Raw genomic sequence first — 12,579 nt, forward strand, 5'->3', positions numbered from 1 at the left:
CATGATCAGCACAGACCTGCTCGGACCCGACGACCGCGACGCCTGGGAGCGGCTCTTCCGCGCGTACATCGACTTCTACGGCCGCAGCGAGCCCGACGCCCTCTACGAGCGTGCCTGGCAGGCCTTCCAGGACGGCACGCGCGTCCACGCGCGCGTGGCCCGGCTCGACGGCCGGCTCGTCGGCTTCACCCACTTCTTCGTCCACCCCAGCACCTCGGGGCCCGACGTCTGCTACCTCCAGGACCTCTTCACCGACCCCGAGGTCCGCGGCCGGGGCGTGGCGCGCGCCCTGATCGCCGCCGTGGCCCAGTGGGCGGGGGAGCAGGGCTGCGACCGGGTCTACTGGAACACCCAGGCGTCCAACACCACCGCGCGCACGCTGTACGACAAGGTCGCCCGCGACACCGGATTCATCAAGTACCAGATCGATCTTCCGAAGTAGCTCCCTCGTCAGGAACCCCCTCGGGCGGGAGCCCCCAGCTGTGGATCCGGCGCGGGTGGATCCGGATGACCTCCTCGCTGAAGTGCGGGCCCAGCTCGTGCGGCCCGACGAGCAGCTCGGCCTCGCCCCGGATCTCCACCCCGCGCACCCGCCAGGGCCGTACGCTCGCGAGGTCGTCGACGACCAGGGCCACCTTGGGGTTGGCGACCAGGTTGCGCCACTTCTTCGTGCGGCCCATGGCGAGCCCGCCGACCAGGATGGTGCCGTCCGGCTGCGGGAAGAAGCCGACCGGGTTGGCCTGCGGCTGGCCCGCGGGGTCGACCGTGGCCATTCGGGCGAGCCGCTGCGTGCGGAGATAGGCGAGTTCGGCCTCGCCGAAGCCCTCGAAGTCCCTCATACGGCCAGCATCGCGCGCGGCCGCGCCGAGCACATCGGCGCTCCGGCGGAGGCCGTGCGGGGCCGTGGTCCTAGGACCCCGTGCGGATCAGCACCGGATCGGCACCGGATCAGTGCCGGATCAGCCCCAGATCAGCGCGCCCACCCACGCGCCGACGATCAGCAGACAGGCGAACAGCTCGACGAGGATGCTCGTCCCCGCCGCCCGCATCACCGTGCGCGTGGAGGCCCTGGCCTGCCCGTGGCCGCCCAGCCGGAGGCGCTCGGAGAGGTAGATCCCGCCGATGAAACCGGGGATCGCGCCGATCACCGGCACCAGGAAGAAGCCGAGGAAGGCGCCGAGACCCGCGTACGTCACCATGCGCCGGGTGATCCCCACGCCCCGGATCCGGCGCTGCGGCAGCAGCCATACGACCACCTGGGTGAGCAGGAGCAGCGCGGTCGAGGCGACGAGAAGGATCCAGGCGAGCCCGCTCTGCTCGTGCAGCGACCACCAGAGCATCGCCGCCCACACCAGCCACGGCCCCGGCACGCCCGGAGCCAGCACGCCGAAAAGGCCGAGCAGCATCACCATCGCGACGAGCAACAGCTGCCACACACCCATCTGCCCAGCGTGCAGGACCCATGATCTCCTCGCAGGTCGCGGCGTACGGACGGGGTGCCCCAGGCGCCCGGTCCGCGGGGCACGCGGCCGCGCCGGGGCCCCGCGCCTACCCCCGCGCCACCCAGCCCTTCTCGTACGCGTGCCAGCCCAGCTGGAGCCGGGTCGTCACACCCGAGAGCTCCATCAGGCCCTTCACCCGGCGCTGCACCGTGCGCAGGCCCAGGTCCAGCTGCTTGGCCACGCTCGCGTCCGTCATACCGGCCAGGAGCAGGGAGAGGACCTCCAGGTCCGTCGCGTCGGGGCCCGGCGCCTCCGTCTCCGTGACCTGCGCGCCCACGCCCAGCCGCAGCGGCAGCGCCTCGCGCCAGACCGCCTCGAAGAGGCCCATCAGGGACTCCAGGAGCCCGCTCGCGTGCACGACGAGCGCCGCCGGCTCCGCGCCCCGGCCGGTCAGCGGGACCATCGCCAGGGCCCGGTCCGCGACCACCAGCTTGGTGGGCACCCGGTCCACCACCCGGATCTCCTCGTCCCGGCCGAGCGCCGCCGACAGCTCGACGATCCCCGAGGGCAGCGTCAGGACCTCCCGCTCCACCACCACCCGGTAGCGCACGCCCCGGACGGCCGCCAGCTCCTCCGCGTCGTTCTCCATGCCGGTCACCGCGATCGGCTTGCCCGTGACCAGCGCGCAGACCTCCTCCGTCGCGCCCAGCTGGAGCTGGAGGAACCGGTGGGTGACCGCGCTCGCGCCCGTCACCACCTCGACCAGGTCGTGCACGGCGGGCTCGGCCGCCTCGGCGCGGTACTCCTCCGCGAGCAGCGCCGCCGCCAGCTCCGCCTGCTCCAGCTCGTGCCGCTGCTGGGTCAGCAGCGCGCCGAGCGCCACCCCCGGGGGCGCTGCCACCCACCGCCCGGTCCGCGCCGAGGACTGCGCGGCCAGCCCCTGCGACTCCAGACGCCGCAGCGCCCGCTCGGTGTCCGACTCCGGCAGGGCGAGCCGGTGTGCCAGGTCGGCCACCTCCGCCGCGCCCAGCGCGACCAGCGCGCGGTACGCGGACTCCTGCCGTTCGTCGAGACCTATCGCTCCCAGCATCGCTGCCCCACCCCTCACCGGACGTCCTGGGACGTCCCGGACATTCCCCGGACGTTCACCGGACGCCTTCGTTCCGTTGGCGCCCTGGCGGGAATCGGCCACGGCGCATTCCCGCCGCACCCATCATCCCTGTACCCCCCTCACCTCTGCCAATGTGGCGCCACCGCAGCACCAACAGCCTCCGGCCATGGGGCCTTTGCCCGTGCTTGCGCCGGATTCAGATGGGGAGAGTGATGCGCCCGATTTCGCGTACGGCCCTGGGAGCGGCGACCGCCGCCGTCCTGGCCGTCACCGCGGTCGCGCCGTCCACGGCCGCCGCGCCGCAGGACGACCCGACCGGTGATCGACCGCTGGTCGGCAGCGAGGCCCACGGAGCCCGCGCCGGCGACCGGACCGCCACCGTCACGCTGGTCACCGGCGACCGGGTCCTGGTCACCCGCGACGCCCGCGGGAACCCGGCCGCCACCGCGCTGCCCCGCGAGGACGGCACCGTGCCCTTCGTCCAGACCCGCCGCTCGGGCCAGGATCTGTACGTCTACCCGGAGGGCGCCACCGCCGCCCTCGCCGCGGGCCGTGTCGACGAGGAACTCTTCAACGTCACCGGCCTCGTCCGGCAGGGCTACGACGACGCGGGCACCCCGACGCTGCCGCTCATCGCGGTCTACGGTTCCGACCTCGCCCGCTCCGTCCCCGCCGCCCCGCGCGGCGCCGAGCGCGGCCAGGTGCTCAAGGCCGTCGACGGCGTCGCCCTCAAGGCCGACAAGAAGCAGGCCGCCACCTTCTGGGCCGACGTGAACGGCCCCGCCGCCCGCTCCGCCGGCGGCCTGAAGAAGCTCTGGCTCGACCGCAAGGTCGAGGCCACCCTGGAGCGTTCGACCAAGCAGGTGCACGCCCCCGAGGCCTGGGCCGCCGGCTTCGACGGCACCGGCACCAAGGTCGCCGTCCTCGACACCGGCGCCGACACCGGGCACCCCGACCTCAAGGGCCGGATCGTCGCCTCGGAGAACTTCACCGACTCCGACACCGCCGAGGACCGCGCGGGCCACGGCACCCACACCATCTCCACCGTCGGCGGCTCCGGCGCGGCGAGCGACGGCAAGAAGAAGGGCGTCGCGCCCGGCGCCGAGCTCCTCAACGGCAAGGTCCTCAACGACTCCGGTTCCGGCGCCGCCTCCTGGATCATCGCCGCCATGGAGTGGGCCGTCGGCCAGGGCGCCGACGTCGTCTCGATGAGCCTCGGCAGCTCCGTACCCACCGACTGCACCGACCCGATGAGCGCTGCCGCGCAGCAACTCGCCCAGAACGAGGGCACGTTGTTCGTGATAGCCGCCGGCAACTCCGGACCGACGCTGAACACCGTCTCCTCGCCCGGCTGCGCCCCCGACGTGCTGACCGTCGGCGCCACCGACCGCGACGACTCCACCGCGTACTTCTCCAGCCGTGGCCCGACGATCGTCAACCACACCCTCAAGCCGGAGATCGCCGCGCCCGGCGTCGCCATCTCCGCCGCCGCCGTCGGCGGCCGGGGCGTGTACGCCTACCAGTCCATGTCCGGTACGTCGATGGCCACCCCGCACGTCGCGGGCGCCGCCGCCATCGTCAAGCAGCGTCACCCCGACTGGACCGCCCAGCAGATCAAGGCCGCGCTCGTCTCCTCCGCCGAGAGCGACGTCCCCGGCGACGTGCGCGAGGTCGGCGGCGGCCGTCTCGACGTCAAGGCCGCCATCGACCAGACGGTCCTCGGCGCCGACGCCGTCCAGGGCGGCACCTTCAACTGGCCCCAGGACCGCAGCGACCGCACCACGGTCGCCGTCCCGTACACCAACACCTCGGGCAAGGCCGTCACCCTGACGCTCGCCGTCGAGAAGGTCACCGGCAACGACGGCTCCCGCGTCCGCTCGTCCGTCGCCGAGCTCGGCAAGCGGACGGTCACCGTCCCGGCCGGCGCGACCGTCGAGGTCCCGCTGGAACTCGACCCGACCGCCCACCTGGAGCGCGCCCAGTACGGCGACATCACCGGCCGCGTCGTGGCCACCGGCCGCGACGGCCTGCACGTCTCGACGCCGTTCTCGCTCTACGTCCAGCCCGAGACGGTCACCCTGCGGATCAAGCTGATCGACCGCCAGGGCAACCCGGCCGCCGGACCCTCCTCCGTGGACCTCATCGGCACCGACACCGCGAGCGGCGAACGCCGCTTCAACGACGGCGCCACCGACCAGGTCTACGCCGTGCGGCCCGGGAGCTACTTCCTCTCCTCCTTCGTCGCCACCCCCGACGCGGGCGCGGGCGCCACGCTGAACGACTCGCTCAGCTACCTGGCCCGCCCGCAGCTGGAGGTGAAGAAGGACACCACCGTCGTCCTCGACGCCCGCAAGGCGCACAAGCTGTCGGTACGCACCGACAAGCCCGGTGAACAGCGCGGCACCACCCTGGCGTTCTCCCGCTCCTGGGACGGCACCTGGCTGCACGCGGGAACGGCCGCCGGTACGCGCTCGATCCGCGGCTACTACGCCTCGGTCGAAGGCCGCGCCGACGACGGCGACTTCGAGTTCGGCAGCTACTGGCGCACCGCCGCCCCCCAGATCGAGTCGCTGAGGACGTCCGACGGCACGGCCCTGCACCCGGTCACCGCCTCCCTCGGCTCCGACAACCTCGACGGCACCGGCACCGCAGGACTCGTCGACGCGGGCACCGGCACGCCCGCGGAGCTGACGGCCGCCGGGGTCACCGGCCGCGTCGCCCTGGTCCGCTTCCCGGACACCTCCACCAACGCGTTGACCGTCGCCCGTGACGCCAAGGCCGCCGGGGCCGTCGCGGTCCTCGCGTACCGCACGTCGACCGCCCGCTGGTACCCGACGGCCGGCTTCGCCGGAGCCGGGTTCCCGGTCCTCGCCGTCGGATCCGCCGAGGGCGCGGCGCTCCTGGCCAAGCTCTCCGCGGGACCGGTCAGCCTCTCCTGGAAGGCGACCGCGAAGAGCCCGTACCTCTACAACCTCGCCTTCCCCGAGTCCGGTCAGCTCCGCGACGACAAGGCCTACCGGGTCCGCGACGGACAGCTGGGCCGCACCGAGTCCACCTACGGTTCCATGGGCGTCACCACCGACTTCATCGACAACGCGGCGGCCCACCGGCCGGACGGCACGTCTGTCTACTTCGGCGCCATCGAGCCGGTCCCCGCGCCCGGTACGCGGACGGAGTACTACACGGCCGGGGACACCCAGTGGGACCAGATGCTCTCCTCCAGCTTCCCGTTCGGCGAGTTCATGATCGGGACCCAGCGCGGCTACCGGGTGGGGGAGAAGCGCACCGAGCGCTGGTACGACGGTGTCGTCGCCCCGACCGCCCCGCAGGACGCGGCCGGCGAGCCGGTCCTCGTCGCGGAGCGCCAGGACAACCTCATCGGGTTCGCCAACTCCATGTGGGGCGACAACACCCACTACGCCCAGCCCGGGTCCTTCGGGGACATCGGCAACCTCCGGCTCAGCAAGGACGGTGAGCCGCTCGGGGACACCGGATGGCCGTTCGGGGTCTTCGAAGTCCCGTCCGAGCGGGGTACGTACACGCTCGAACAGAACACCATGAAGATCGGCAGCAGGGTGTGGAACCGCTCCACATCCGTCAACTCGGTATGGAAATTCACCTCCGAGCGTGATGAGAGCGTCTACTCTCAAGGCATCCCGATTCTCTTCCCCCGGTACAACCTGCCGGAGGACGGACTGAAGACCCTCTCCGCGACGGACGGCCAGCGGATCGGCCTCACCGCGACGGGTCACGCGGGCTACAAGCCCGCCGCCCTCACCTCGGCCAGGCTCTCGTACTCCTACGACGGAGGCACGACCTGGACGGAGGCGCAGGTCTCGCAGCGAGGCGGCGCCTGGACCGCGACCGTGAACCACGCGGGCGCGGCGGGCAAGCCGGTCACACTGAAGACCGAACTGACGGACGCCAACGGCAACTCCGTCACCCAGACCGTGGTCCGCGCTTACGACGTGCGCTGATCACGCCGGTCCGCCGGGCGTCCTTCCCGTGGGGGGTGGGGTCGCCCGGCGGACCTCTTTTTCTGCATGTCCCGTTTTCTGGCGGGCTGCGCGGTGGACAATAAGGGCATGACTCAGCAGGGGGACCACTGGTGGGACAAGCTCTACGACGACGCGGTGCCGGACACGGCCCCGACTGCCACGGGCGACACGCTCGACGACCGCTTCGACTCCGCTTCACGTGCGACGACGACGAGCGCGACGGCGGGTGACCCGGCGCCTCCGCCTCCGCCTCCGGTGACGCGCCCGCCCCGGGCTCCCTGGGAGCCCCCGGACACGGACCCCGATGCCACGCTCGCCGTGGACCTCCCCGCCCCCGAGCCGGCTCCCGCGGCAGCCGCCGAGGCCCCTGAGGCCCCCAAGGCGCCCGCCCCGCCGCTGCCGCGCCCCCGCACCGCGCACATCGGCAACCGCCCACCCACGTACGAGGGCGAACCGACCGCGCTGCCCCTGGCCCGGCCGGGCGAACTCGGCGAACTGGTCGCCGACACCGTCCTCGACGGCGCCCGCTACGGCTCGTACACCCTGCGCGCCGCCTCCCAGCGCGGCGACTCCGCCCGCTACCGCGGCGAACCCCGCAGGGACGCCCTGCTCACCGCCCGGTTCGGGCACGAGGAGGCCGCGCTCGTCCTCGTCGCCGTGGCGAGCGGCGCCCGGTCCGCCGAGGGCGGGCACCTCGCCGCCGCCGACGCCTGCCGCTGGATCGCCGAGGCCGTCGGCCGCAGCCACACCCGGCTCTCCGAGGACATCCGCTTCGGCCGCCGGGGCGACCTCAAGTCGGGGCTGCACCGGCTCACCGACCGCGCCTACGGCAAGCTGCGGGCCCGCGCCGCCGAACTGGGCGTGGAACCGCAGGAGTACACCGCGACCCTGCGCTGTCTGCTGCTCTCCGCCGACCCCGACTGCCGCACCCGGGTCTTCTTCGGCATCGGCGCGGGCGGCCTCTTCCGACTCCGTGACGGCGCGTGGCAGGACATCGAGCCGCTGCTCCCCGAGCCCGCCGCGCTCAGTGGGGCCCCGGTCGTCGGCTTCGGCTCCCCGCCGTCGGAGACGGCCGACGGCGACCGCCGGACCATGAGGCTCAGCGTCACGGGCCCGCCCGGCGCGCCCTACGTGGAGGACCCCCTTCCGCCCGCCGAACCGTTCCGCTTCCGCGCCTCCGTCGCCCGCCCCGGCGACACCCTCCTGCTCGCCTCGAACGGCCTCGCCGAACCGATCCGCGGCGAACCCGCCCTCGCGAAGGAGCTGGCGCAGCGCTGGGCCTCCGCCGAGCCGCCCGGGCTCGCGGCCTACCTCGCCGACACCCAGCTCCGGGTGAAGGGCTACGCCGACGACCGCACCGGGGTCGCCGTCTGGGAGGCGTGACGCTCCGCCCCGTGGGTTGATGGACCCATGGCCAGACAGAACGTGGCGGAGCAGTTCGTCGACATCCTCGTCCGGGCCGGCGTCCGGCGGCTGTACGGAGTCGTGGGCGACAGCCTGAACCCGGTCGTCGACGCCGTCCGGCGTACGCCCGACATCGACTGGATCCAGGTCCGCCACGAGGAGGTCGCGGCCTTCGCCGCAGGGGCGGAGGCGCAGATCACCGGCCGGCTCGCCGCCTGCGCCGGCTCCTGCGGCCCGGGCAATCTGCACCTGATCAACGGCCTGTACGACGCACACCGCTCGATGGCCCCGGTCCTCGCCCTCGCCTCGCAGATCCCCTCCAGCGAGATCGGCCTCGGCTACTTCCAGGAGACGCACCCGGACCGGCTCTTCGCCGAGTGCAGCCACTACAGCGAGCTGATCTCCAACCCCCGGCAGATGCCGAGGCTCCTCCAGACGGCTATCCAGCACGCCGTCGGGCAGAGCGGTGTCAGCGTCGTCGCGCTCCCCGGCGACATCGCCTCCGAGCCCGCCCCCGACAAGGCCTGGCAGACCGCGCTCGTGACGTCCCGGCCCACCGTCCGTCCGGGTGACGAGGAGATCGACGCGCTGGTGAGGATGGTCGACGAGGCCGATCGGGTGACGCTGTTCTGCGGCAGCGGAACGGCCGGCGCGCACGCGGAGGTGATGCGGTTCGCCGAACGGGTCAAGGCGCCCGTCGGCCACGCGCTGCGCGGCAAGGAGTGGATCCAGTACGACAACCCGTTCGACGTCGGGATGAGCGGGCTGCTCGGCTACGGGGCGGCCTACGAGGCCACCCACGAGTGCGATCTGCTGATCCTGCTCGGCACGGACTTCCCGTACAACGCCTTCCTGCCCGACGACGTCAGGATCGTCCAGGTGGACGTCCGTCCTGAGCACCTCGGGCGCCGCTCCAAGCTCGACCTGGCGGTCTGGGGCGACGTGCGGGAGACCCTGCGCTGCGTCGTCCCGAGGGTGCGGGCGAAGGCGGACCGGCGGTTCCTCGACCGGATGCTGAAGAAGCACGCCGACGCCCTGGAAGGGGTGGTCAAGGCGTACACCCGCAAGGTCGAGAAGCACGTCCCGATCCACCCGGAGTACGTCGCCTCGGTCCTCGACGAACTCGCCGACGACGACGCGGTGTTCACCGTCGACACCGGTATGTGCAATGTGTGGGCCGCGCGATACATCACCCCCAACGGCCGCCGACGCATCATCGGCTCGTTCTCGCACGGCTCGATGGCGAACGCGCTGCCGCAGGCCATCGGAGCCCAGTTCACCGACCGCCGCCGTCAGGTGATCTCGATGTCGGGCGACGGTGGATTCTCCATGCTGATGGGCGACTTCCTCACGCTCGTGCAGTACGACCTCCCCGTGAAGATCGTACTTTTCAACAACTCCTCCCTCGGCATGGTCGAGTTGGAGATGCTGGTGTCCGGTCTCCCGTCGTACGGCACGACCAACCACAACCCCGACCTCGCCGCCGTCGCCCGCGCGGCCGGCGCCTACGGAGTCCGCGTCGAGAAGCCCAAACAGCTCGCGGGCGCCCTCAAGGACGCCTTCAGGCACAAGGGGCCGGCCCTCGTCGACATCGTCACGGACCCCAACGCCCTCTCCATCCCGCCGAGGATCAGCCGCGAGATGGTCTCCGGCTTCGCCCTCTCCGCGAGCAAGATCGTCCTCGACGGCGGTGTCGGCCGGATGGTCCAGATGGCCCGCTCCAACCTGCGCAACGTCCCCCGGCTCTGAGGCGCCCGGTCCGTTCGGCGCCACTCCGGTATGAATGCGCGACGTTCGGTGGGGCATGCATCCCCGTGAGCCTGTTCGAGGAGATGTGTACCGACATGTGGGTGGGGGTTATGACCGGGGAGGCACGACAGCCGACTCAACTGCTCAGAAAGGTGGGATGCGCGGATCTCACCGCGGTTCCGGAAGTGCGCCACGCCCTCCGCAGAATGCTGCGGACCTGGGGCGGACCGGGTGCGTCCGACGTCGCGGAGCTGCTCACCAGTGAACTCGTCACCAACGCTCTGATCCATACCGACCACGGCGCGGTGGTGACCGCGACCGTGGTGCCCGACAGCCTGCGCGTGGAAGTACGCGACTTCGTCCCCGGGGTCCCCGAACCGCGCGTACCGGTCGCCGACGACGGTACGAACGGCAGGGGGCTCGTCCTGGTCCAGGAACTGGCCGACTCCTGGGGAGTGGAGGACCACGGTGTGGGCAAGGTGGTGTGGTTCGAACTGAACGGCGGGGCGGCGTGAGAGCTCTCACGCCGCCCCGCCGTTCTCGCGGGCGGTTCACCCGAACTGCTGTTCCAGGTCCTTCAGCTTGCGCTCCAGCGAGTCGAGCCGGGGCAGCGTCTGGGTGTCGTCCTCTGCGGTGAGGTCCACCGTTCGGGGTTCAGTACCCCGTACGGCCTGGAGGGAGGGCCGGTGTCGAAGCGGCAGCTGTCCGGGGTCGGCTATGGCGGGCTCCGCGACCGCGGTCCCCACGGACGGCGTTGCGGAGCCCGTGCCCGCGTTCAGGGACGGTGGCGCGGAACCCGCTCCGGCGCCCAGTGACGGCACGTCGACCTGACGGCCCCCGCCACGCCCCAGGCCGAAGGCCCGGTGCTGGCGGTTGATCGCCTTGATCCTGGCCCGGTCGAGCTTCTCCTGCTCGCGCCTTCGGTGCCGGTTCTGCTCCTTCTCGCGCCGGTCCTCGCGCACCTCGTCGACGGCCTCGTCCAGGGTCCGCACGCCCTCGAGGAGCATCAGCGACCACGCGGCGAAGGTCTCCCTGGGTGCCCGCAGCCACCGGACGATCCGGATCTGCGGCAGCGGACGCGGCACCAGGCCCTGCTCGCGCAGCGCCGCCCGGCGGGTCTGCTTGAGCGCCCGGTCGAAGAGGACCGCGGCCGAGAGGGACATGCCCGCGAAGAACTGCGGGGCGCCGTCATGGCCCAGGCCGCGCGGCGCGTGCACCCAGTTGAACCAGGCCGCCGCGCCCGCGAACAGCCAGACGAGGAGCCGCGAGCCGAGGGCCGCGTCGCCGTGGCTGGCCTCCCGGACGGCGAGGACCGAGCAGAACATCGCCGCCCCGTCGAGGCCGAAGGGGACGAGGTACTCCCAGCCCCCGGTGAGGTTCAGGTTCTGCCGGCCGAAGCCGACGAGACCGTGGAAGGAGAGCGCGGCGGCGACGGCCGCGCAGCAGAAGAGCAGGACGTAGGAGGCGGTTCCGTAGATCGCTTCCTTGCGCCTGCGGCGTTCCTCGCTGCGTTCCCAGGAGTCCTCGGCCGCGGCCTGGTCACCGGCGCGCTTGCCGCGCGCGAGCACCGCCACCGCCGTCAGGACTCCGGCCACCATCACCCCACCGGGAAGCAGCCAGTCCAGCGATATGTCGGTCAGTCTCATGCGGTGTCCCTCGCATCGCAGTAGGGCGTTTCGGCCGCCCATACTGGCCGACCCCGGAGGCCCCCCACGTGGTTTCGCGGCAAGAGCACGCCATTGGGGCCGGACGGCATACGAATAGGTGCGATCCGGTCGAACTGCCGGGCGATGAAGGGGAGTTGCGTTCGATTCACGCCGCCCGATCGGGTGGCGTAATCCGACGGCCCGCCGCTGGGTGGCGGACGGGTCCTTCAGGCGGTCGCGGCGAGCCGGCGGACCCGCTCGGCGTCGCACGTCCGCGGGCACGTCAGACAGGTGTCCTCGGGGCGCAGGGTGTAGAAGAAGCAGCAGGTCGCCCGGTCCCGGGTGGCGCGGGGCGCGCCGTCGGGCGCCTCGGCCCCCGGCAGCTCGCGGAAGCCCGCGGCGCCTGCGTACGGCTTGGCCGTGCCGGGCATCAGCAGCTCGAGCTCGGCCATGCCCCGCTCCTCCTCGCCGAGCAGCGCCGCGATGTACCAGAGCCCCTCTACGATCTCGTCGGTCGCCATCCCCCACAGCGCCCGCTTCCCGCGCCGCATCCGGGGCCCGAAGCCGGCCAGGACCTCTTCGAAGTGCTCGGCGAGCGCGGCCCGCGCCTCGGCCCGCAGCGCCTCCTCGTCCGGGACCACCCGGGCGCCGGGGAGTTCGGCGGCGGGGTCGCCCGGCAGGCAGGTGAACTCCTCGATCCGGACGGCCATCCGTCCCAGGGCCCGCTGGAAGGACACGTTGCGGACGGGCAGGCGGGGAACCCTGCGGTGCAGGAACCAGGGGACCGTGACCAGGAGGCAGGCGGGCCAGGCGTACCGGTGCAGTCCGAAGCTGGCGATCACATCGGGCCTCGCCTGTGTGCCGTAGTCGCGCAGCACCTGCGCGTTGTCCCAGGCCAGGAAGGCGTCCAGGGCCGCTCCGCCGGCCGCGAGCTCGTCCGCGCCGACCCAGCCGGCGCCGCGCGGCGTCTGCTCGTGGCTGCCCAGTTCCTCTATCCGCAGGCTGGGGAACACCTCGCCGAGGCGGGCGTACGAGGCCGCGACGGGCGAGGTGAAGGGGGCGGGGAGCAGGGCGGGGAGGGCCATACGGGACCACCGAATCGCGATCGTTAGCAGGTTAGCCTTACCTTACCCGATGCGTTCGAGGTTTGAACTGCGGCCCCGTCCGCCTATCGTGCACAGGGGGCCTCGGTATCGCGAGCCAGGCCCGGCACGACCCCGCAGGAGGAC

General features: G+C 72.5%; 10 protein-coding genes. 5 read left to right on the plus strand and 5 right to left on the minus strand.

Annotated features, from left to right (window positions below):
• Window position 1 precedes the first annotated feature (1 nt).
• Complete coding sequence (locus tag ACF09C_RS04895) at window positions 2-442, plus strand: GNAT family N-acetyltransferase (RefSeq protein ID WP_392088811.1); 441 nt, start codon at window positions 2-4, stop codon at window positions 440-442.
• Here the strand turns inward: ACF09C_RS04895 and ACF09C_RS04900 are convergent.
• The 3 genes from ACF09C_RS04900 to ACF09C_RS04910 form a co-directional block, all read right to left on the minus strand.
• Window positions 414-839 carry a PPOX class F420-dependent oxidoreductase gene (locus tag ACF09C_RS04900; protein ID WP_392088814.1) on the minus strand — a complete coding sequence of 142 codons (426 nt, stop codon included), beginning with the start codon at window positions 837-839 and terminating at the stop codon, window positions 414-416. The two genes, ACF09C_RS04895 and ACF09C_RS04900, sit on opposite strands and share 29 nt — an antisense overlap.
• Before the next feature lie 120 nt (window positions 840-959).
• Entirely contained in the window at window positions 960-1,442 is a 483-nt protein-coding gene (locus ACF09C_RS04905; RefSeq protein WP_362421480.1) for a DUF456 domain-containing protein, read from the minus strand.
• A 106-nt stretch (window positions 1,443-1,548) separates the two neighbouring features.
• On the minus strand, window positions 1,549-2,532 hold the full coding sequence (locus ACF09C_RS04910) for a helix-turn-helix domain-containing protein (protein WP_392088816.1): 984 nt from the start codon (window positions 2,530-2,532) through the stop codon (window positions 1,549-1,551).
• A gap of 233 nt (window positions 2,533-2,765) precedes the next feature.
• Between ACF09C_RS04910 and ACF09C_RS04915 the strand changes: the two genes are divergently transcribed.
• The 4 genes from ACF09C_RS04915 to ACF09C_RS04930 all read left to right on the plus strand — a co-directional run bounded on the left by ACF09C_RS04915 (window position 2,766) and on the right by ACF09C_RS04930 (window position 10,219).
• On the plus strand, window positions 2,766-6,530 hold the full coding sequence (locus ACF09C_RS04915; protein WP_392088818.1) for a S8 family serine peptidase: 3,765 nt from the start codon (window positions 2,766-2,768) through the stop codon (window positions 6,528-6,530).
• 108 nt (window positions 6,531-6,638) lie between these two features.
• A complete protein-coding gene (locus ACF09C_RS04920; protein WP_392088821.1) occupies window positions 6,639-7,934 on the plus strand; it encodes a protein phosphatase 2C domain-containing protein in 1,296 nt (431 codons plus the stop codon).
• A gap of 27 nt (window positions 7,935-7,961) precedes the next feature.
• Window positions 7,962-9,704 carry a pyruvate dehydrogenase gene (locus ACF09C_RS04925; RefSeq protein WP_392088823.1) on the plus strand — a complete coding sequence of 581 codons (1,743 nt, stop codon included), beginning with the start codon at window positions 7,962-7,964 and terminating at the stop codon, window positions 9,702-9,704.
• 95 nt (window positions 9,705-9,799) lie between these two features.
• Complete coding sequence (locus ACF09C_RS04930) at window positions 9,800-10,219, plus strand: ATP-binding protein (RefSeq protein WP_392090212.1); 420 nt, start codon at window positions 9,800-9,802, stop codon at window positions 10,217-10,219.
• Window positions 10,220-10,255: 36 nt separating this feature from the next.
• Here the strand turns inward: ACF09C_RS04930 and ACF09C_RS04935 are convergent, their stop codons facing one another.
• Together ACF09C_RS04935 and ACF09C_RS04940 are read right to left on the minus strand one after the other, a co-directional pair.
• On the minus strand, window positions 10,256-11,350 hold the full coding sequence (locus ACF09C_RS04935; protein ID WP_392088826.1) for a DUF2637 domain-containing protein: 1,095 nt from the start codon (window positions 11,348-11,350) through the stop codon (window positions 10,256-10,258).
• Window positions 11,351-11,577: 227 nt separating this feature from the next.
• Window positions 11,578-12,435: a (2Fe-2S)-binding protein gene (locus ACF09C_RS04940; RefSeq protein WP_392088827.1), complete on the minus strand. Its 858-nt coding sequence runs from the start codon at window positions 12,433-12,435 to the stop codon at window positions 11,578-11,580.
• Window positions 12,436-12,579 lie beyond the last annotated feature (144 nt).

The sequence above is a fragment of the Streptomyces sp. NPDC014870 genome (assembly GCF_043081505.1).
Classification (GTDB): Bacteria; Actinomycetota; Actinomycetes; order Streptomycetales; family Streptomycetaceae; genus Streptomyces.

Coding starts and splice junctions, on each gene's coding strand:
- ACF09C_RS04925 (WP_392088823.1), top strand. CDS start 7,962: ATGGCCAGACAGAACGTGGCGGAGCAGTTCGTCGACATCCTCGTCCGG.
- ACF09C_RS04910 (WP_392088816.1), bottom strand. CDS start 2,532: ATGCTGGGAGCGATAGGTCTCGACGAACGGCAGGAGTCCGCGTACCGC.
- ACF09C_RS04900 (WP_392088814.1), bottom strand. CDS start 839: ATGAGGGACTTCGAGGGCTTCGGCGAGGCCGAACTCGCCTATCTCCGC.
- ACF09C_RS04930 (WP_392090212.1), top strand. CDS start 9,800: ATGTGGGTGGGGGTTATGACCGGGGAGGCACGACAGCCGACTCAACTG.
- ACF09C_RS04935 (WP_392088826.1), bottom strand. CDS start 11,350: ATGAGACTGACCGACATATCGCTGGACTGGCTGCTTCCCGGTGGGGTG.
- ACF09C_RS04895 (WP_392088811.1), top strand. CDS start 2: ATGATCAGCACAGACCTGCTCGGACCCGACGACCGCGACGCCTGGGAG.
- ACF09C_RS04905 (WP_362421480.1), bottom strand. CDS start 1,442: ATGGGTGTGTGGCAGCTGTTGCTCGTCGCGATGGTGATGCTGCTCGGC.
- ACF09C_RS04920 (WP_392088821.1), top strand. CDS start 6,639: ATGACTCAGCAGGGGGACCACTGGTGGGACAAGCTCTACGACGACGCG.
- ACF09C_RS04915 (WP_392088818.1), top strand. CDS start 2,766: ATGCGCCCGATTTCGCGTACGGCCCTGGGAGCGGCGACCGCCGCCGTC.
- ACF09C_RS04940 (WP_392088827.1), bottom strand. CDS start 12,435: ATGGCCCTCCCCGCCCTGCTCCCCGCCCCCTTCACCTCGCCCGTCGCG.